The sequence below is a fragment of the Streptosporangium sp. NPDC050148 genome (genome assembly GCF_055586505.1).
The window spans coordinates 30,926-50,011 of record NZ_JBVJIA010000005.1; the positions used below are offsets into that span (position 1 = coordinate 30,926).

General features: G+C 67.3%; 16 protein-coding genes. 5 read left to right on the forward strand and 11 right to left on the reverse strand.

What is annotated here, in order from left to right; translation table 11 throughout:
* Positions 1-264 precede the first annotated feature (264 nt).
* Positions 265-1,224: a diacylglycerol/lipid kinase family protein gene (locus ACZ6RT_RS06610; RefSeq protein WP_470152473.1), complete on the reverse strand. Its 960-nt coding sequence runs from the start codon at positions 1,222-1,224 to the stop codon at positions 265-267.
* Between the two features lie 78 nt (positions 1,225-1,302).
* On the opposite strand from ACZ6RT_RS06610, the gene ACZ6RT_RS06615 reads away from it, so the two are divergent.
* The gene (locus ACZ6RT_RS06615) at positions 1,303-1,701 is read left to right on the forward strand and encodes a hypothetical protein (RefSeq protein WP_470152474.1); all 399 of its coding nucleotides are present in this window, start codon (positions 1,303-1,305) and stop codon (positions 1,699-1,701) included.
* A gap of 143 nt (positions 1,702-1,844) precedes the next feature.
* Here the strand turns inward: ACZ6RT_RS06615 and ACZ6RT_RS06620 are convergent, their stop codons facing one another.
* The 3 genes from ACZ6RT_RS06620 to sodN all read right to left on the reverse strand — a co-directional run bounded on the left by ACZ6RT_RS06620 (position 1,845) and on the right by sodN (position 3,936).
* The gene (locus tag ACZ6RT_RS06620) at positions 1,845-2,624 is read right to left on the reverse strand and encodes an RNA polymerase sigma factor SigF (RefSeq protein ID WP_344893659.1); all 780 of its coding nucleotides are present in this window, start codon (positions 2,622-2,624) and stop codon (positions 1,845-1,847) included.
* A gap of 17 nt (positions 2,625-2,641) precedes the next feature.
* The gene (locus ACZ6RT_RS06625) at positions 2,642-3,067 is read right to left on the reverse strand and encodes an ATP-binding protein (RefSeq protein WP_344893661.1); all 426 of its coding nucleotides are present in this window, start codon (positions 3,065-3,067) and stop codon (positions 2,642-2,644) included.
* 467 nt (positions 3,068-3,534) lie between these two features.
* Entirely contained in the window at positions 3,535-3,936 is a 402-nt protein-coding gene (sodN, locus tag ACZ6RT_RS06630) for a superoxide dismutase, Ni (RefSeq protein ID WP_399186633.1), read from the reverse strand.
* A gap of 89 nt (positions 3,937-4,025) precedes the next feature.
* On the opposite strand from sodN, the gene ACZ6RT_RS06635 reads away from it, so the two are divergent.
* Positions 4,026-4,328: a S24 family peptidase gene (locus ACZ6RT_RS06635; protein ID WP_470152475.1), complete on the forward strand. Its 303-nt coding sequence runs from the start codon at positions 4,026-4,028 to the stop codon at positions 4,326-4,328.
* On the opposite strand, the gene ACZ6RT_RS06640 is transcribed toward ACZ6RT_RS06635, so the two are convergent.
* Positions 4,298-4,828, reverse strand: a complete 531-nt coding sequence (locus ACZ6RT_RS06640) for a CGNR zinc finger domain-containing protein (protein WP_344893670.1) — start codon at positions 4,826-4,828, stop codon at positions 4,298-4,300. The two genes, ACZ6RT_RS06635 and ACZ6RT_RS06640, sit on opposite strands and share 31 nt — an antisense overlap.
* A 269-nt stretch (positions 4,829-5,097) precedes the next feature.
* Here ACZ6RT_RS06640 and ACZ6RT_RS06645 point away from each other — a divergent pair, with 269 nt between their 5' ends.
* Together ACZ6RT_RS06645 and ACZ6RT_RS06650 are read left to right on the forward strand one after the other, a co-directional pair.
* Positions 5,098-6,297, forward strand: coding sequence for an NAD(P)-dependent malic enzyme (locus ACZ6RT_RS06645; RefSeq protein WP_470152476.1), 1,200 nt, complete (start codon positions 5,098-5,100; stop codon positions 6,295-6,297).
* A 258-nt stretch (positions 6,298-6,555) separates the two neighbouring features.
* Positions 6,556-7,914 carry a hypothetical protein gene (locus tag ACZ6RT_RS06650; protein WP_470152477.1) on the forward strand — a complete coding sequence of 453 codons (1,359 nt, stop codon included), beginning with the start codon at positions 6,556-6,558 and terminating at the stop codon, positions 7,912-7,914.
* Positions 7,915-8,111: 197 nt separating this feature from the next.
* On the opposite strand, the gene ACZ6RT_RS06655 is transcribed toward ACZ6RT_RS06650, so the two are convergent.
* The 5 genes from ACZ6RT_RS06655 to ACZ6RT_RS06675 form a co-directional block, all read right to left on the reverse strand.
* Complete coding sequence (locus ACZ6RT_RS06655; RefSeq protein WP_470152478.1) at positions 8,112-9,614, reverse strand: trypsin-like serine peptidase; 1,503 nt, start codon at positions 9,612-9,614, stop codon at positions 8,112-8,114.
* An 800-nt stretch (positions 9,615-10,414) separates the two neighbouring features.
* Entirely contained in the window at positions 10,415-11,917 is a 1,503-nt protein-coding gene (locus tag ACZ6RT_RS06660) for a trypsin-like serine peptidase (RefSeq protein ID WP_470152478.1), read from the reverse strand.
* A gap of 487 nt (positions 11,918-12,404) precedes the next feature.
* Positions 12,405-13,565 (reverse strand): trypsin-like serine peptidase, encoded by a 1,161-nt coding sequence (locus ACZ6RT_RS06665; protein WP_470152479.1) that lies wholly within the window; start codon positions 13,563-13,565, stop codon positions 12,405-12,407.
* Between the two features lie 131 nt (positions 13,566-13,696).
* Positions 13,697-14,926 carry a trypsin-like serine peptidase gene (locus ACZ6RT_RS06670; RefSeq protein WP_470152480.1) on the reverse strand — a complete coding sequence of 410 codons (1,230 nt, stop codon included), beginning with the start codon at positions 14,924-14,926 and terminating at the stop codon, positions 13,697-13,699.
* Between the two features lie 213 nt (positions 14,927-15,139).
* The gene (locus tag ACZ6RT_RS06675) at positions 15,140-16,696 is read right to left on the reverse strand and encodes a trypsin-like serine peptidase (protein WP_470152481.1); all 1,557 of its coding nucleotides are present in this window, start codon (positions 16,694-16,696) and stop codon (positions 15,140-15,142) included.
* A 548-nt stretch (positions 16,697-17,244) separates the two neighbouring features.
* On the opposite strand from ACZ6RT_RS06675, the gene ACZ6RT_RS06680 reads away from it, so the two are divergent.
* A complete protein-coding gene (locus ACZ6RT_RS06680; RefSeq protein WP_470152482.1) occupies positions 17,245-17,709 on the forward strand; it encodes an SSI family serine proteinase inhibitor in 465 nt (154 codons plus the stop codon).
* A gap of 216 nt (positions 17,710-17,925) precedes the next feature.
* Here ACZ6RT_RS06680 and ACZ6RT_RS06685 read toward each other — a convergent pair whose 3' ends face one another.
* A complete protein-coding gene (locus tag ACZ6RT_RS06685) occupies positions 17,926-19,044 on the reverse strand; it encodes a trypsin-like serine peptidase (protein ID WP_399186624.1) in 1,119 nt (372 codons plus the stop codon).
* Positions 19,045-19,086 lie beyond the last annotated feature (42 nt).

Consider the following 19,086-nt stretch of genomic DNA (forward strand, 5'->3'; position numbering starts at 1 on the left):
TAAGAGGAGCCCTTGCGTCGGCTCCGGCGGCTCACTTTGTGAAGAGTTTCACTAACCTGCGCGAACGACGCCCCGGTCGTTGTCCGATCCGGGGTCTGTCCACTTGATCGCCGGTGACCCGAGAGTGAGGTGGCACTCAAAGGTCCTACGTTCCGACGTCAATGTTGAGATTGTCAGCCACGCTCAGTACACGCAAGAGTTTTGGGAGAACGTTTTGCCGGAAATACATGTCGGATGCGTCACACCCTGACGGCACGTAACCAGCTAGACCAGGACTTGTAACGCGGCCGGGATGGAGCGAAAGGTGATCTGCTCGACCTCGCCGAGGTAATCACCGTCCAGCTGGAACGCCACCGGCCGTTCCGCGCTGAGGGTGAACTCCTTCTCGTCGTGGAGCTGTACCAGGTGACGGCCGGTGGGAAGGGTCTCGCGGTCGCCGATGATCTGGGGCATCAGGTGGAGCATGGCGGGCAGGCCCAGCCGCTGCAGGCCCAGCAGGTCCAGCCCGGTCTCGAAGCTCGCCCACGGGGTGGGGGAGACCGGCCGCGGGCCGACGTACGTCCAGGGGGAGGTGTTGGAGACGACGGCCATGAAGATACCGCCGGTCCGGGGCACGTCGGGCCCCTCGACGGTCATGGCCGGGCGGCGCTTGTCGGTCGACAGATAGTGGTGCAGGGCGGTGTTCACATAGCGCGCGGGCGTCGCCTTGCGCCCGGTGCCGCGCATCCCCTCGACCGCCCGGATCACCTCGGCGTCGTACCCCAGCCCGCTGCAGAAGGTGAAATACCTGCTCTGGTCGCCCCAGACCGCCTGACCGAGACCGACGGTACGCCGCCTGCCGTCGCGGATGGCCTCCAGGATCTCCCCCACCGCCTCGACCGAGCTGTTCGGCAGCCCCAAGGCCCTGGCGAAGACGTTCGCACTGCCACCGGGGATCGCCAGCAACGCCGGCCGGTCGGCCGCGGTGCCCTGGTCGCCGCCCTTGCCGTCCACCGGGTCGAGCAGCCCGTTCACCACCTCGTTGATCGTGCCGTCCCCGCCCAGCACGGCGACCACGTCGTAACCGGAGGCGTGCGCCTCGCGGGAGAGCTGGGTCGCATGTCCCCGGTAACCGGTCTCCTCGATCGTCAGTTTCATCGTCGCGCTCAGTGCGTTGATCAGCACGTCCCGAGTCCGTTGAGTGGTCGTCGTCGCTTTCGGATTCACCAGGAGCATCGCGCGCATAACACCCAGCGTATCCGCCGGTGGTCGGGCGAGGCGGCGGAGAAGGGAGCGCCGGTACCCGGCGATAGGGTTGGGCCCGTGCCGAACCGTCCGATGACCCTCACCGTCGCCGCAGCCGTGACCGGGCTGGAAGGCGTGACCGCCGTGATCCTCGGCGGCTACGCCGGTGTGGAGACGGTGGCCGGCCGGCCGGCCGACGTGATGAGTTCCGTCGGCGTCGCCGTGTTCGGCGTGATCGTGGGCGCGGCCCTGCTCTGGGTCGTCCGGGGGATGCTGCAGGCCGAGCGGTGGGCACGGAGCCCCGGCGTGCTGACGCAGATCTTCGCCATCCCGGTCGCGGTCACGCTGATCCAGTCCGGCCAGGGGGCGACCGGCTTTCCGCTGATCGCCCTCGCCTTGATCGGACTGGTCGCCCTGCTCTCCCCGCCGACGACGCGCGCGCTCTACGGGGACGAGGACACCTCGTCCGCGTCCTGAGCGTTCACGGCGTGATCGGCCGCGGACGGTCATGATCCGGCCTCGATCGGCACGGCAGGTCCCGTCCGGGGCGCGGGAGGCCGGTGTCCCGGCCGGCCGTTCACGGCCGGCCGCCACGTTCGGTCGTCGGGCCGGTCGTCGGGTCAGTCGTCCACGGTCAGGCCCTCGCGGAGCTGGGCGAGGGTTCTGGCCAGCAACCGGGACACGTGCATCTGTGAGATGCCGAGCTCGGTGGCGATCTGGGACTGTGTCATGTTGCCGAAGAACCTCAGCAGCAGGATGCGCTTCTCCCGCGGCGGAAGCCGCTCCAGCAACGGCTTGAGCGACTCGCGGTACTCCACGCCCTCCAGCGAGTCGTCCACGATCCCGAGGGAGTCGGCGACCGCGGGCGCGTCGTCGTCGCCGGAGTCCGGCGCGTCCAGGGAGACCGTGGAGTAGGCGTTGGCCGACTCCAGCCCTTCGAGCACCTCCTCCTCGCTCATCTTGAGGAACGCGGCCAGCTCGGCCACGGTGGGCGCCCGCCCTTCCCGCTGGGAGAGCTCGCTGATCGCCTTGGTGAGCGAGAGCTTGAGCTCCTGCAGGCGGCGCGGCACGCGGACCGCCCAGCCCTTGTCGCGGAAGTGACGCTTGATCTCACCCACGATCGTCGGGGTGGCGTACGTGGAGAACTCCACGCCCCGCCCGAGATCGAACCGGTCGATCGACTTGATCAGCCCGATGGTCGCGACCTGGGTGAGATCGTCCAGCCACTCGCCCCGGTTGCGGAACCGGCGGGCGAGGTATTCGACGAGGGGAAGGTGGAGCTCGACGAGCTCGTCACGGATGCGCTGGCGCCGCGGATCATCAGAGGTCAACTCCACCAGCTCGGCGAAGAGCAGGCGCGCACGCACCCGGTCGGGCACCGCGTGGTCGCTGGCGGCCATGGCACGAGTCCTTTCCGTCACGCCGGCCTCGCCGCGCCTCGGCGCTTGCGGAGGACGATCGCCATACGGTCGGGGGAGTCGGTTACGGCATCCACATCGTCGGCCAGGGCGGTGAGCACCATCCACGCGAAGTCGTCACGCTTCGGCGGGGTGTTCCCCACCGTGCCGACCTCGACGCGTACCTTCATCAGCTGGCCGGTGAGCTCGAACTCGGCGGTCAGATCGGTGCCGGGAACGGCCTGGGTGAGCAACATCGCACACGCCTCGTCGACCGCGATCCGAAGATCCTCGATCTCGTCCAGCGTGAAGTCCAGCCGTACCGCGAGCGCGGCCGTGGCCGTGCGCAGGACGGACAGATAGGCACTCGCAGCCGGCAGCCGGACGCTCACCACGTCACGGATCTCGCCCATGCCGACCGCGGGCGCCTCGGTGTGTTCGGTCACGTTCCTCCTCGCAGAGTCGCTGACTGCAACCTACAGCCCTGAGACGCCAGTTGGCCCGCTTGGACTCGCGATCAGGGCGATTTGAGGGCGTTTATTGGTGATGTTGATGGTGTCTATCGCGACGCTGTTTCATGGCGACGCTTCGCGTCGCGGTGAGAGGTGCCCATGGCGACGCTGCGCGTCACGGTGAGGCCGCTCAGACCCGGCTCTGTATTCATGGCGACGCTTCGCGTCGCGGTGAGGCCGCTCTTACCCGGCTCCTTCCCTCGTCGAGGGGGATCGTTCGTTCCTCACGATCCTCCTCTCCTCGGTCCAGTCGTCGGCGCGGCCTCACGGGAGTCCCCCATAAGGGTCGCTGGGCATGGGCCCTGACGGGGTCCCGGGAGGGTTCCTGCCCGGATCAAGGGAGCGCCGGAGCGCTTCCCTGATCCGGGCAGGGTGATCAATATGAGGACGCCTCCCGAGGGTCAGGCGGCCTTGGTCTCCCAGAAGATCTTGGAGATCTCGTCGATCTTGGCGAGCAGCTCGTCGGCCTTGGCGACGTCGGTCGTGCCCTTGCCGCCGCCCGCACCGGCGAGCTTGGTGGCCTCCCAGAACAGCTGGTGCAGCTGCGGGTAGGTCTCCAGGTGCTGGGGCTTGAAGTAGTCGGTCCACAGCACCCACAGGTGGTGCTTGACCAGATCGGCCCGCTGCTCCTTGATGATCAGCGCACGGGTACGGAACGCCGGGTCCTCGTTGGCGGCGTACTTCTCCATGATGGCCTTGACCGACTCGGCCTCGATACGGGCCTGGGCCGGGTCGTAAACGCCGCAGGGCAGGTCGCAATGGGCCGACGCGATGTGCTTGGGACGCAGAAGTCGTGCGAGCATCGGAATCCTTCCTTGATGCCAGGTACTGAATGGTCCGTTCAACGACCTTACTCGTCTCCGAATGCCCGCGTGGGAGGGGGTTGCGTCCGATGAGAGTGCGCGTCGAGGGAGAGTCGATGCTCCCGGTACTGCGGCCGGGGGACTGGCTCTGGGTGCGCCGCGGCGCGCCCGTACGCCCCGGTGATCTGGTCGTCGCCCGCCTGCCGTCCGACGCCTCGGTGCTCATCGTAAAACGGGCCGCCTGGCGGGACGACGACGGCTGGTGGCTGGAGAGCGAGAACCAGCGGGCTCCCGGCCGGCGCGACAGCTGGGACTTCGGGGCCCTGGCGCCGTCCGCGATCGTCGGCCGGGTGGTGCTGCGCTACTGGCCGACCTTCTGGCGGGCCCGGTAGGCGGCGACGTTGGCGCGGCTGGCGCACCGCTCCGAGCAGTAGCGGCGCGACCGGTTGGATGAGGTGTCCAGGTAGGCCCGGCGGCAGGGGGACGCCTGGCAGAGGCCGAGCCGGTCGACCCCGAGGTCGGTGATCATGGTGGCGAGTCCCATCACCGCGCCCACCGCGTACTGGTCGGCCATCCGGCCGCCCTCGGTCAGGTGCAGGTGCCAGCGCTCGCCGTCGTGGCCCGAGATCTGCGGCTGGACCGGGTGGTGGATCAGCAGCGAGTTGAGCCGGTCGACCACCGCCTCCTCGTCACCCAGCTCGGCGGTCTCGAACACGATCAGAAGCTCCTCGCGCAGGTCGCGCAGGGCCTCCAGGTCGCTCCTGGTGATGCGGCAGCCGGGGCGGTAGCGTCCGCCCTCTTCCAGCAGCAGGCGCAGCCCTTCCAGACCGTTCAGCCGCTCGGGGCTGTTGATCAGTAGGACGGCCAGCTCGGCATAGGAGGTGAGGTCCATCTGGGGATCCGTCGATGTAAGAGGTGTGGTGGACTTCGAGTATTACACGGTGTGGCGAGGTTAACACCGGGACCGCGAACGTGCGGGATTTCCTCAACGGCCGCGGTCTCAACATGTGGCACAATCGAGCAACGGGTGACCCCCGTACCCCTCCAGACGACCGTGCTCAGCGAGCAGGTCCCGAGCGGCTACCGAAGCCCGGGACCAGGCTCTCTCCGGCCGTCTCCGAAGGAAACATCCGTCTGTCTGACTGAACTACAGGGGTCGCTGTGGCCGTCACGCCATCCTCCGCTTCTCTCGAAGCCCTCCAATCCCTCGATCTGGACCCGGCCTTCGCCCTGCACCGCGGGGGCAAGCTGGAGATCCGTTCCACCGTCCCGGTCCGCGACGCGGGCGACCTGGCACTCGCCTACACGCCGGGCGTCGCCAGGGTCTGCAGCGCGATCGCCGACGCGCCCGAGCTGGCCAAGGACTACACCTGGATCTCCAACGTGGTCGCCGTCGTCTCCGACGGCACCGCGGTGCTCGGCCTCGGGGACATCGGGCCCGCCGCCGCCATGCCGGTCATGGAGGGCAAGGCCCTGCTGTTCAAGCAGTTCGCGGGCGTCGACGCGGTGCCCATCTGCCTCGACTGCACCGGCGTGGACGAGCTGGTCGAGACCGTCGTCCGGCTCGCCCCCTCCTTCGGGGGGATCAACCTCGAGGACATCAGCGCGCCCCGCTGCTTCGAGGTCGAGGCGCGCCTGCGGGAGATCCTCGACATCCCGGTCTTCCACGACGACCAGCACGGCACCGCGATCGTCACCCTGGCCGCACTGAGGAACGCGGCGCGGCTGACCGGCCGGTCGCTGGGCGAGCTGCGGGTCGTGGTCGCGGGTGCCGGGGCCTCCGGGATCGCGGTCAGCAGGTTCCTGCTCGACGCCGGGGTCGGCGACATCGCGGTGGCCGACTCCAAGGGGCTCATCCACGAGGGCCGCGACGGGCTCAACCCGGTGAAGCAGGCCCTGGCGCGCGACAGCAACAGGGCCGGGCTGAGCGGGTCCATCGAGCGGGCGCTGGCCGGGGCGGACGTGTTCGTCGGGCTGTCGGGCTCGACGGTGTCGGAGGAGGCCATCGCGTCGATGGCACCCGACTCGATCGTGTTCGCGCTGTCCAACCCGACCCCCGAGGTGCGGCCGGAGATCGCGCGGAAGTACGCCAGGGTGGTCGCCACCGGCCGCTCCGACTTCCCCAACCAGATCAACAACGTGCTGGCCTTCCCGGGCGTCTTCCGGGGCGCCATGGACGTCCGCGCCACCACGATCACCGAGAACATGAAGGTGGCCGCGGCCGAGGCGCTGGCCGCGGTGGTCGGCGACGAGCTCTCGGCCGACTGCGTGATCCCCAGCCCGTTCGACGAGCGCGTCGCCCCCGCGGTCATCGCCGCGGTCTCCGCGCAGGCCCGCGCCGACGGGGTCGCCCGCCTCTGACCGGCCGGTCGCGTTCCCCGAAGGGTTCCGCGCGTCCACGGTACGACCCGCCCACCAGGCATCCGACGCCGAACGCCCCCCGCCCCACCGGCGGGGGGCGTTCGCGCTTTCCGGAAAAGCCGAGCCTCGTCACGGATCGTGCTATAAAAAGAGCTCTCTGTTACCTATGTGCGTAAGACGTGCATCGGGCAGCGTATGCGCGCATGGACGGTCATGCGTGCCGTCGGCGCACCGGGGGTTCTCACGACCAGGAGGACTATGGAACGCGAGCCCAATCGACTGCTCCAGCGGTTCATCGCCGAGGCGGGCTTCACCCACAAGGGACTGGCCCGCAGGCTCAACGATCTCGGTACGGCCCGTGGCCTGCCCGGCCTGCGGTACGACCACAGTTCCGTGCTCCGCTGGCTCGCGGGTCAGCGGCCCAGGGACCCGGTCCCGGGACTGCTCGCCGAGATCTTCGCTCTCCGGCTCGGCAGGGCCGTCGGCCCCGAGGATCTCGGCCTGCCGGCCGTCCTGGCGCCTCTCGACCTCGGGCAGGAGTTCACCCGTACGTGGCAGGAGGGAATCTCGACCGTGACAGCACTGTGGCGAGCGGACGTGGAAAGACGCAGGTTCCTGCTCGACTCCACCTTCGCGATCGGAGCGGGCTCCGCGGGGGCCCTGCGCTGGCTGACCCTTCCGACGGAGGGCCGCCCCGAGGGCGGGGGCACCAGGCGCGTCGGCATGGACGACATCGCGGCGATCCGGGAGGTCACCCGGTCCTTCGGTGAGCTGGACAACAGGTTCGGCGGGGGCAGGGTCCGCTCGGCGGTGGTGAGGTACCTGGACACGGCCGTCGCGCCGCTGCTCGCCGACGGCTCGTACACCGAGCGGACGGGCAGGGCACTGGCGTCGGCCGCGGCCGAGCTGACCAGGCTGGCCGGCTGGATGGCCTACGACCTGGAGCAGCACGGCCTGGCCCAGCGGTACCTGATCCAGGCGCTGCGCCTGGCACGCGGCGCGGGTGACCACGGGCTCGGCGGCGAGATCCTCGCCGGGATGAGCCACCAGGCCGTCTACATCGGGCAGCCGGCCCACGCGCTCGACCTGGCCAGGGCCGCCCAGCTCTCGGCCCGCCGCGCGGGCGTCTTCGCCCTGCTGGCCGAGGCGCACGTGCTGGAGGCGCACGCCCACGCCGTGCTGACCGACCGCGCGGCGTGCGCGAGGTCCCTGCACGAGGCCGAGCTCTCCTTCGACCGCCGCGGCACCGGGGAGGCGCCGGACTGGATCGCCTACTTCGACGAGGCCTACCTGTCGGCGAAGTTCGCCCACTGCTTCCGCGACCTGGGGGACGGGCCGGACACCGTACGGCACGCCCGGCGCTCGCTGCAGATGGACGGGCGCTACGTGCGCGGGCGGATGTTCAACCTGTCGCTGCTGGCGGCCGGGCTGCTGGCCTCGGGGGAGCTGGAGGAGGCGTGCTCGGTCGCCTCGTCGGCGCTGGAGCTCGCCGAGGGCCTGCGGTCGGCCAGGACCCGGTCCTACGTCGCGGACCTGCGGCGCCGGCTGGATCCGCACGCGGCGGAGCCTCCGGTGGCCGAGCTGAACGAGCGGGTGGGGGAGCTCAGTCCGGTCTGAGCACCTTCACGGCCGCGGTGATCCTCCATGGACGGTCTGAGCACGTTCATGGTCTCTGTGCTTCTCCATGGGTGGAGAAATGGGTGAAGGGGTCCGGCTGGTGCCGGACCCCTTCGGGTGGAGCTGGTGGTGCTGTGAATCTGTTCGAGTCTGAGGTTTGGACGCTCAGGCTCGGGTGATCGTCAGTGGAGTTACTACTACTTGACGATCGAGCCGGACCAGACGTTCTCGGCCTTCTTGTAGATCGCGGCGGTCTCGCCGTCGAAGTACGGGGAGGTGATCAGGTCGTAGCGGCCGTTGGCGTCCTGGTCACCGAAGAGGCTGGTGACACCGTTGACGTAGCCCAGACGCTTGGCGTTGCTGTACTTGGCGAGCCAGGGGCCACCGTCAGCGCCGGGGGTGAAGGAGCTCTTCAGACCGACGTGCTCTTCGGTCTTGGTCGCGGCCTGCACGTACTTCTGGGCGTTGGTCTTGCCGTAGGTCCACTTCGGCGTGACACCGGTGTAGGCCTTGTTGCCGTCGGGGTGCGCGTCGGCCGGGTAGCCGAACACGAACACCGTCTGCTGCGGCTTCTGGTTCCAGGTGAAGCCCTGGCCACCGACGTTGTCACCGAGCTTGCCGGCGTCCTTGATGAAGCCCTCGAGGACGTAGAAGGTCGCCTTGAAGTACTTCTTCGCGGTGCCGGGCTTGAGCCACAGCTGCACGTAGTGGTGCGTGATGGTGAAGTTGCCGAGCTTGTCGACAGCCTTGGTGCCCGGGCCCTTGTAGGCCTGGTACTCAGACAGGGTGACGTGCTCGACCTCGGGCTCGCCCAGCTTGTTGCCGTTGCCGGGGCCGACCTTGGCGGCCTTGTAGAACGACTCCTTGACCTCGACGCGCTCGAGCACGGCGCCGGGGTGGTTCGGGCCGACGACGTCGGCCTGGGTGTTCTTGCCCTCAGACCAGCAGGCGCCCAGGTTCAGGACGCACTTCTCGTACTCCTCCTTGGAGATCTCCTGCTGCTTGACTTCCTTACGACCGGTGAACTTGTCGTAGTCAGCCTTGGAGACTTCCTTGGCGGTGCCGCCACCGATCTGGACACCGTTGTAGACGGTCACGAACGCGTAGTCGCGGTCGTAGTCCTCGTAGTTGGCGAAGTCGTAGTGGGTGTAGGCCGTCTTACCGACGTAGATGCCCCACGGGGTCTTGCCCTGGTAGTAGCCGGGCACGAAGACCCAGTTGTCCATGACGCTGGCGTTGGCCTTGTCGTCGTAGACGCAGTGACCGGCGGTGGCGACCAGGTTGCGGTACTTGCCCTGGATCGAGGTGGCCGAGCACCACTTGAGCTCGTTCTTCTCGTCCACGAAGAACACCTTGCCGATGGTCTTCGGCAGGTTGATGTTCTTGACCTTCGCGGAGGGCTTGGTCTCTTCGCCGGTCGGCTTGACGGCGCCGGGCTTGCCGTCGGCGACGTAACCGCCACCGGCGTTCAGCTTCGGCGTGGCCTTGGTCTCCCAGGTGTAGGGAGTCGCCTTGGCGAGGTTGTTGGTGTGGCCGTTGGCCTTGAGCCAGAACTCGGCGACGTCGACCGCGGCCGGGGCGTCCTTGGCCATGGTGTCGTAGGCCCAGTCCGGAACGGCGTTGGCGGTGCCGGCCAGGCCGGCGGCCAGCAGACCGGTGGCCAGAACGGCGCCACCGGCGGGGAGGAGGATGCGCTTCAAGGGGAGCTCCTTGGTCTGATGTGGAACGCTTCTTGCGTCCCATGCGTCAGTAAAGGGAATGCCTGAAACATACAGTGTGGATCTTGGGCATCGGAAGCCACTTCGAGGGGTAAAGATCCGCCCCCCACCCCCGTGACCCATCCGTGATGTTTAGGGAAGCATGGTGGTCACGTCGGGATTGACCGCCACTCGTGGTGTTTCCGCAGGTGGGTGTAAGTCTGGGGTAAAAGTGACTGATGGGATGCGAGAGGGCGGTGACGGTTGGTCACGTGTGCTATGTGATGCAGATCACACCGAATTGATGGCACCGTTTCGTCCAAAGTCACGTCTAAAAACCCAGCACTCCAAGAGACCTCGTCCGAGTGCGCGACGAGCACGGTCCTCAGATGACCTTTCCCGAGGCTGAGCGTCTTGCTGGCCGGTCGACTCGTACCCCCTGCGTCCCGCCCCGGCGCAGGAGTAGAGAGGGCCTGAGGCCGGCCCGGCGCACGGATACGAACGAGCTCGACGTGTACCGAGGGTCCTGCCCGAGAGAGGGTCGCCGCCTTGAGAGCCGCGACCGGCGGTCACGTCCATGTTCTGACAGACCTGAAACGATGAGAGCCCGGTGCATCGCAACCGGGCCCTCATCGTTTCGTCGTCATCGTTCCGTACGAATGTCGTTCCCGTCATGGGTGGAGAAATGGGTGAAGGGGTCCGGCTGGTGCCGGACCCCTTCGGGTGGAGCTGGTGGTGCTGTGAATCTGTTCGAGTCTGAGGTTTGGACGCTCAGGCTCGGGTGATCGTCAGTGGAGTTACTACTACTTGACGATCGAGCCGGACCAGACGTTCTCGGCCTTCTTGTAGATCGCGGCGGTCTCGCCGTCGAAGTACGGGGAGGTGATCAGGTCGTAGCGGCCGTTGGCGTCCTGGTCACCGAAGAGGCTGGTGACACCGTTGACGTAGCCCAGACGCTTGGCGTTGCTGTACTTGGCGAGCCAGGGGCCACCGTCAGCGCCGGGGGTGAAGGAGCTCTTCAGACCGACGTGCTCTTCGGTCTTGGTCGCGGCCTGCACGTACTTCTGGGCGTTGGTCTTGCCGTAGGTCCACTTCGGCGTGACACCGGTGTAGGCCTTGTTGCCGTCGGGGTGCGCGTCGGCCGGGTAGCCGAACACGAACACCGTCTGCTGCGGCTTCTGGTTCCAGGTGAAGCCCTGGCCACCGACGTTGTCACCGAGCTTGCCGGCGTCCTTGATGAAGCCCTCGAGGACGTAGAAGGTCGCCTTGAAGTACTTCTTCGCGGTGCCGGGCTTGAGCCACAGCTGCACGTAGTGGTGCGTGATGGTGAAGTTGCCGAGCTTGTCGACAGCCTTGGTGCCCGGGCCCTTGTAGGCCTGGTACTCAGACAGGGTGACGTGCTCGACCTCGGGCTCGCCCAGCTTGTTGCCGTTGCCGGGGCCGACCTTGGCGGCCTTGTAGAACGACTCCTTGACCTCGACGCGCTCGAGCACGGCGCCGGGGTGGTTCGGGCCGACGACGTCGGCCTGGGTGTTCTTGCCCTCAGACCAGCAGGCGCCCAGGTTCAGGACGCACTTCTCGTACTCCTCCTTGGAGATCTCCTGCTGCTTGACTTCCTTACGACCGGTGAACTTGTCGTAGTCAGCCTTGGAGACTTCCTTGGCGGTGCCGCCACCGATCTGGACACCGTTGTAGACGGTCACGAACGCGTAGTCGCGGTCGTAGTCCTCGTAGTTGGCGAAGTCGTAGTGGGTGTAGGCCGTCTTACCGACGTAGATGCCCCACGGGGTCTTGCCCTGGTAGTAGCCGGGCACGAAGACCCAGTTGTCCATGACGCTGGCGTTGGCCTTGTCGTCGTAGACGCAGTGACCGGCGGTGGCGACCAGGTTGCGGTACTTGCCCTGGATCGAGGTGGCCGAGCACCACTTGAGCTCGTTCTTCTCGTCCACGAAGAACACCTTGCCGATGGTCTTCGGCAGGTTGATGTTCTTGACCTTCGCGGAGGGCTTGGTCTCTTCGCCGGTCGGCTTGACGGCGCCGGGCTTGCCGTCGGCGACGTAACCGCCACCGGCGTTCAGCTTCGGCGTGGCCTTGGTCTCCCAGGTGTAGGGAGTCGCCTTGGCGAGGTTGTTGGTGTGGCCGTTGGCCTTGAGCCAGAACTCGGCGACGTCGACCGCGGCCGGGGCGTCCTTGGCCATGGTGTCGTAGGCCCAGTCCGGAACGGCGTTGGCGGTGCCGGCCAGGCCGGCGGCCAGCAGACCGGTGGCCAGAACGGCGCCACCGGCGGGGAGGAGGATGCGCTTCAAGGGGAGCTCCTTGGTCTGATGTGGAACGCTTCTTGCGTCCCATGCGTCAGTAAAGGGAATGCCTGAAACATACAGTGTGGATCTTGGGCATCGGAAGCCACTTCGAGGGGTAAAGATCCGCCCCCACCCCCGTGACCCATCCGTGATGTTTGAACGGGTGTGGTATCGATGTGGTGACTGATGTGTATCGATCGTGTTTGCCCAGATGAATGTAACCGTGAGATAAAAGTGGCGAGTGTGGTGTAAGCGGTCGATCACCATAGGTGATCGACATGATGTGATGCAGATCACATCCGATTGATGGCACCGATTTCCTCGAACGCACGTCTAAAGCGACGATCCGCACCTCTCGTGCTCGCCTGCCGGCTCTCCGATGCCTCGGAAGAAGGCCTGGAACACCGGTGAAACGGGTGCGGGACCCGGCCTGAGAGGCCGGGTCCCGCGAATGGTTCACAGGCCCGAAGGGCTCTGGGTGGAGCTGTGCGAGCTACCTGTAGAGCTCGCCGTTCGGGCCGACGATCTTGCCGGACCACACGTTGGCGGCCTTGCGGTAGATGTCGGCGGTCTCGCCGTCGAAGTACGGCGAGGTGATCAGGTCGTAGCGGCCGTTCTGGTCCTGGTCACCGAAGAGGCTGGTGACACCGTTGACGTAGCCCAGACGCTTGGCGCTGCTGTACTGGGTCAGCCAGGGGCCACCGTCGGCACCGGGGGTGAGGGCGCCCTTGAGGCCGACGTGCTCCTCGACCTTCTCCGCCGCCGAGACGTACTCCTTGCCCGAGGTCTTGCCGTACACGTACTTGGGCGTCACGCCGCTGTAGGGCTTGTCGCCGTCGGGGTGCGGGGCCTGGGGGTAGCCGAAGACGTAGACGGTCTTGCCGGTCTTCTGGTTCCAGGTGAAGCCCTGGCCGCCGACGTTGTCGCCCAGGCGGCCGACGTCCTTGGAGAGCAGGATGTAGTAGTGCGAGCCGCGCGACCACTTGGGCCCGGTGAAGCCTGCGTACTCCTTCTTGGTGACCTGCTTGACACCGTTGAAGGCGACACCGTTGTAGACCGTGACGAAGGCGTAGTCCTTGTCGTAGTCCTCGTAGTTGGCGAAGTCGTAGTGCGTCCACGCGCTCTTGCCGACGTAGATGCCCCACGGAGCCTTGCCCTGGTAGTAGCCGGGCACGAAGACCCACTTGTCCATGGTGTCGCCGTTGCTGCCCGGGTCGTAGACGCAGTGCCCGGCCGTGGCGACCAGGTTGCGGTACTTGCCCTGGATCGAGGTGGCCGAGCACCAGCGGTACTGGCCGTCGACCACGAAGAACACCTTGCCCAGGGTCCTGGGCAGGTTGACGTTCTTGGCGAGCGAGGGCCTGGGCTTCTCCGAGCCGGTCGGGCCGACGGTGCCGGGACGGCCGTCAGGGGAGAAGCCGCCACCCACCTTCATCTTCGGGCCGCCCGGGTCGGGGTTGTACACCGTGGCCTTCTTGAGGGCGGCGAAGTTCGAGGCGGCCCAGAAGTCGATGACCGACACGGCCGAGGAGTTGTTCTTGGCCATCGGGTCGGTCGCCCAGTCCGGGGCGGCCTGTGCGGTGCCGGCCAGGGTGGTGGCCAGCAGGGTGGTGACGGCTGCGGCACCACCGAGAGGGAGAAGAGAGTGCTTCAAAAGACTGGCTCCTTGCGCTGCAACGCTCCCGGGAGAGTCCGGGAACTGCGGGACGACAAGCAACGAACCTATGCACGGAGCGTCCGGGCAAACCCGCGATAAGTCCCTCTTAAGCCTCTCTTAAGGTTCCTTTATGCTCGGGGCGCGTGCTGAGCGGTCGCCCACTTGTAAATCACGTAGGTCGACGCGATGAAGTACGGGGAGGAGATCCTGTCGTACCTGCGGTCGCCGTTGGTGTCCCAGGCGAAGCTGTTGACGCCGTTGAGATACCCGACGGCGTGCTTGGGGTCGAAGGCGATCAGCCACGGGCCGCCACTCGCACCGTTGGTGAAACCGCACGTCAGGGCCGTCCCGTGTTCGACCAGGCGGCCCGGGGCCCGCACCTTGATCGTGCGGCCGTCGCACGACTTGAGCACCTGGCCGTTGTAGGGCCTGCTCCCGTCGGCGTGCGGGGCCGCGGGATAGCCGAAGGCCAGCGTGAGCAGGCCCACGCCCCGGTTGGTCGTCAGCCCCTGCCCACCGACGTTGTCCTGCAGGCTCCCGACGTCCTCCATCGCGTAGCTGCCGGCCGTCTTGCCCGCCTTCCAGCGGAAGCCGTCGTGCACGGTGATGAACGCGTAGTCGTAGTCGAAGTCGCCCTTGCCGACGAAGTCCTCGTGCAGGTTGAGCGAGTGACCGACGTAGATCCCGTACGGGGTCTCTCCCTTGTCGTAGCCGGGGATGAAGATCCAGTACTCGGCCTGGCTGCCCGTCTTGGCGTCGTAGGCGCAGTGTCCGGCGGTCGCGACCAGGTTGCGGTTGGCCGCCGCCACCGAGGAGGCCGAGCACCAGTAGTCCCTGCCGCCGATCTGGAAGAACACCTTGCCGACGGTCAGCGGGGAGCCGTTGGAGGCCGGGGACCGCTTCTTCGGCAGGACCGGCTTGACGATCGGTACGGAGGAACCCGAACCGGTGGCTCTCCCGAGGGTGCCGAGGGTGCTCTGCAGGCTCGTGGCCGTCGTCGAGGTCTCTCCGGTGGCCGAGGCGGAGATGGCCGAGGCGGAGATGGCCGTACCGCCCGCCGCGGTACCGCCGGAAGCGGAGGCGGTGGGGGAGGCCGAGGAGGAGGTGGCACCGGACTTCGTCGCGTCGGGTCCCGCCGGGGCGTTGTCCGCGGCCTGCTTGAGCCTGGCCGGGCTCCAGTACTCCGCGATCCGCTTCATGTCGGCGGCGGTCTTGGTCAGGGTGATGGAGGTGATGCCGTTGGGCACCCCGTAGACCGGACCGGCCGCGGCGCTCCCGGCGAAGGCCGACGTCATGGTCACACAGGCGGCGACCAGCGCGCCCAGTGTGGCCGTGAGCCGCCGTACGCGGGAGGGCATGAGGGGATTTCCTTTCAGGGGCGGCGCGAGGTGCCGGCGGGAGGTGCAGAGATTGATTTTTCCAGATCAACTCGATTATGGGCAGACGGTTGGAGCGATCCTGTCGTACTGCGTATCGGTCGAGTCTGTCCGAGGGTGTATAAGACCCCCGTCAAGGTGCGCAAAGGGCCCGGCACGCGCCGGGCCCTTCCTCTCGCTCGCGCGGTCGTCTCCCTAGGAGGGGAGCTTCCCGGTCCAGAGGTTGGCGGCGTGCCGGTAGATGCCGTACGTGTCACCATTGAAGTACGGGGTGGTGACGCGGTCGTAGCGGCCGTTCTTGTCGCTGTCGATCGTCAGGCTGACGACGCCGTTGAGGTAGCCGGTCCTCTTACTGTTCTTGTACTGCAGCAGGAAGGGGCCGCCGCTGGCACCGGGGGTGAAGGCGCACTTGATCGCCTGGTGCTCCTCGGCCTTGTATCCCGGCACCACGGGCGCTGCGGCGGTCTTGCCGTAGCACCACTTCTGGGTGTGACCGGAGTAGGGCTTGTCGCCGTCCAGGTGCGCGGAGGTCGGGTAGCCGAAGGTGAAGACCTTCTTGCCCAGCTTCTGGTTCCAGCTGAAGCCCTGGCCGCCGACGTTGTCGCCGAGACGGCCCGCGTCGCTCACGAACGTGATGTAGTGGCGGAAGATGATGTACTTCGCGGACGAGGTCTTCGCGATGTACTTGACCAGGTAGTAACGGGTGACCGTGTAGTTGCCCTTCGAGTCGACCTGCTTGTGGCCGGGACCCTTGTAGGCCTCGTACTCGGTTTTGGTGAGATGCTCGACGCGAGGCTCGAGCTTGGAGTCGGACTTCGGCCAGTCGGCCTGGTCCAGCGTCCTGCCGCCGAGGGTGACCTTGTCGTCGTGCAGACCGTAGACCTTCCCAGCGACCTTGTCCCAGGTGGACTTGCCGGTCTCCACGGCGACGGCGATGGCGCCCTTGTACTGCGGGCCGACCTGGTCCTCCTTGTCGACGCCCTCGACCTTGCCGAGTCCACCCTTCTTGGTCCACTCGTCGTAGGTCTTCCGGTCGACGCTCCGGGCGTCCTCGCGGCCCACCCCGCCCTTGTCCATGTGCGCCTTGAAGGTCTTGTAGTCGACCTCGCGCTCGGGCTGCTGCCTGATGCCGTTGTAGACGTTGACGAAGGCGTAGTCGTAGTCGTAGTCCTCGTAGACCGTGAAGTCGTCGTGGGTGTTGACCTTGGCGCCGACGTACACGCCCCAGGGGGCCTTGCCCTGGTAGTAGCCGGGGATGAACACGAAGTTGCCGAAGGGCTTGTTCGTGTCGGTGTCGTAGACGCAGTGGCCCGCGGTGGCGACCAGGTTGCGGAACTTCGACTGGACCGAGGTGCCGGAGCACCAGCGCTCCTGGCCCTTGCCGTCGACGAAGAAGACCTTGCCCACGGTGATCGGCAGGTTCACGTTCCGGGACCGGCCGGCGGTCTTGCCGCCCTCACCGGTGGGGGCGACGACGCCGGGCTTGCCGTCGGCGGCGGCCCTGGCCGCGCCGGTCTTGTTCAGCTTCGCCGAGACGGTGGAGTCGGACAGGTACGTCTTCGCCGACTTCAGCTTCGAGGCCGTCCAGTAGCCCGCGATGGCCTTCGCGTTACCGGAGGGGGTGAGCGCCGTCGACTTGACGTCGGGGTCGACGCTCGCCTGGGCGGTGGTGGTGAGGGAGGTGCCGATCAGGGAGGCGGCCGCGAGGGCGCCGCCGAGGGGGAGGGCGAGGCGCTTGGCTCGGGAGTTCAATGGAGCTCCTTCTTTGTCATGGGTCACTCGGGACGCAACCCACGCATGCGTAAAGAGACAAGACGTGACCGTACTCGGCAAAGATGGGTTAAAAAGCTATAAAGCAGACATCAGTTGGGACCGATACCATTTCGTTATCAATGCGAGGGAACCGGAAGTCACCGGGGTCCGTCTGATCTGCCTCCACGTGATCGAAAAGCCTGCGGCCGGTCACGTAACCGCATGAGCTGCAAAAACGTCGGGACCGGTGATTGCCCCGGCCGGAGGGGCGGGAGAGGCTGAGGCCGCATCCGCGTCACACGTCATCGGGGGATCTCATGCGGCGTCTTCTCTGCCTGGCCGTGGCCGGGCTCTTCCAGCTTCCGGGTGCGGCCTCGGCCGCAGCCCCACCGTCCTCGAACCCCGGGCCGGAGACGGCGAGCGTGCTCGCGCGGCACCCGGGCTCCGCCGGTCCGTCGGTGACGAGCCCGCTGTCGCCCAAGCCCGGTGGTCGTGGTCCGCGCGCGGTGGATCTGCTGTCGCACGGGTCGAGCGGTCACGGTCCGCGTGTGACGAGTCCGCTGCCGCCCGTACCGGACCGTCGCGGCCCGCGGGTGGTCCCGCTGCCGGCGCATCCCGGCGAGCCCGTCCAGACCGGGCCCGGACCGCTGCGGTCCTCGCCCGGCGACCGGCCCTCGCGCAGTGCCAAGGCGCTCGTGCTGAGCGTCGCCCAGGGGGAGAAGCCCCTGCCCGCGGCGGGACACGCGCTGCTCCTGTGCGACCGGCCCGGCAGCACCCACCCCGACGCGGTCGGCGCGTGCGAGGTGCTGTCCGAGGTACGGGGCGACCCCTCCAGGCTCAAGCCGTTGTCCGGGGTGGCCTGCACGATGCAGTACGACCCGGTCACGGTGTCCGCCATGGGGATCTGGAACGGCCGCTTCGTCCGGTTCGAGCAGACCTTCGGAAGTTCCTGCTCGCTGCGGGCCGCCACCGGCACGGTCTTCTCGCTCAGGAACCAGCGGGGCGGTCACTGACGTACAGGAACCGGCGGACGAGACGTTCCGCGTGACCGTCGGCCGAACGGAACGTTCCGGTGGCCGGTGTGTCCGCCGGACGAGGGCGGCTCCCGGTCCCGGACGCAGGGCCCGGTCCCTCCCGGGATCGGGCCCTGCGTCGTCACTCCCGGCCGGCCGAATGGCCTGCGGTCGGCCGGTCATGGCGGTCACGCGGGTCGTGCGGGGTCGTGCGGGTCACTTGGTCCAGCGGTTGGACGCGGCCTTGTAGACCTTGTAGGTGTCGCCGTTGAAGTACGGCGACGAGATCTTGTCGTACCGGTCGTTCTTGTCGGTGTCCCAGGCGATGCTGTTGACGCCGACCAGGTAGCCGGTGCGGCTGGAGCTCTTGTACTTGTAGATCATCGGGCCGCCGCTCGCGCCCGCGGTGAAGGCGCACTTGAAGCCGACGTGCTCCTGGACGTTGTACTTGGGCGCGGCCGGCATGGCGGTGGTCGTGCCGTAGCACCACTTCATCGTGCGCCCGGAGTAGGGCTTGTCGCCGTCGGGGTGCAGACCGGCCGGGTAGCCGAAGGAGAAGACCGGCTTCTTCACCTTCTGGTTCCAGGCGAAGCCCTGCCCGCCGACGTTGTCGCCGAGCCGTCCGACGTTCTTGGTGACCGGCTTCCACGTGCCGCTCGAGTCCTTCTCCCAGTTCACCTTGAACCCGGAGTGGACGTTGACGAAGGCGTAGTCGTAGTCGTAGTCCTCCTTCACGACGAAGTCGTCGTGCGCGTTGAACCACTTGGCCGCGTAGATGCCGTACGGGTTCTTGCCGTCCCACGCCTGGTTGCCGTCCCAGTAGGACGGGATGAAGACCCAGTTGTCGTAGAACTGGTTGGTCTTCACGTCGTAGACGCAGTGGGCCGAGGTGGCCACCATGTTGCGGTACTTGCCCTGCACGGAGCTGCCGGAGCAGTACTTCCAGCTCTTCGGGTCCGACGGGTTGGAACCGGGCAGGGTGAAGAAGACGCGTCCGACGGTGTTGGGCAGGTTGACCTGCTTGCTCTTGGCGGACTTCGTGCCCTCGGCGCCGATCGGCGGGACCGACCCGCGGGGGCCGTCGGGGGCCACCGCGCCGGAGGCCTTGCCGCCCTTGATGCTCAGGTCGAGGTCGTCGGTGGCGTCGGTGGCCTTGCGCATCCGTTCGGGCGACCAGAAGGAGGTGGCCTGCGCGGCCGTCTCCGAGGCCTGGGAACTGACCACGTCCTTGGGGGCCGTACCGGCGTCGGCGCCGGTGGTGGTGGCGCCGATCACTCCGGCGATCGTGAGAACGCCGGTGAGGGGGATCGCGAGGCGCCGTGCTCGGGGGTACATGGGACTCCTTTCGCTCTCGGCCCGGAGACGGGACTTCTCCTG

What these genes read in the sequence shown, in the direction of transcription:
- ACZ6RT_RS06610 (WP_470152473.1), bottom strand. Translation starts at nt 1,224, where the DNA reads ATGCGCGCGATGCTCCTGGTGAATCCGAAAGCGACGACGACCACTCAA.
- sodN (WP_399186633.1), bottom strand. Translation starts at nt 3,936, where the DNA reads ATGCTCGCACGACTTCTGCGTCCCAAGCACATCGCGTCGGCCCATTGC.
- ACZ6RT_RS06620 (WP_344893659.1), bottom strand. Translation starts at nt 2,624, where the DNA reads ATGGCCGCCAGCGACCACGCGGTGCCCGACCGGGTGCGTGCGCGCCTG.
- ACZ6RT_RS06640 (WP_344893670.1), bottom strand. Translation starts at nt 4,828, where the DNA reads ATGGACCTCACCTCCTATGCCGAGCTGGCCGTCCTACTGATCAACAGC.
- ACZ6RT_RS06635 (WP_470152475.1), top strand. Translation starts at nt 4,026, where the DNA reads ATGAGAGTGCGCGTCGAGGGAGAGTCGATGCTCCCGGTACTGCGGCCG.
- ACZ6RT_RS06650 (WP_470152477.1), top strand. Translation starts at nt 6,556, where the DNA reads ATGGAACGCGAGCCCAATCGACTGCTCCAGCGGTTCATCGCCGAGGCG.
- ACZ6RT_RS06670 (WP_470152480.1), bottom strand. Translation starts at nt 14,926, where the DNA reads ATGCCCTCCCGCGTACGGCGGCTCACGGCCACACTGGGCGCGCTGGTC.
- ACZ6RT_RS06685 (WP_399186624.1), bottom strand. Translation starts at nt 19,044, where the DNA reads ATGTACCCCCGAGCACGGCGCCTCGCGATCCCCCTCACCGGCGTTCTC.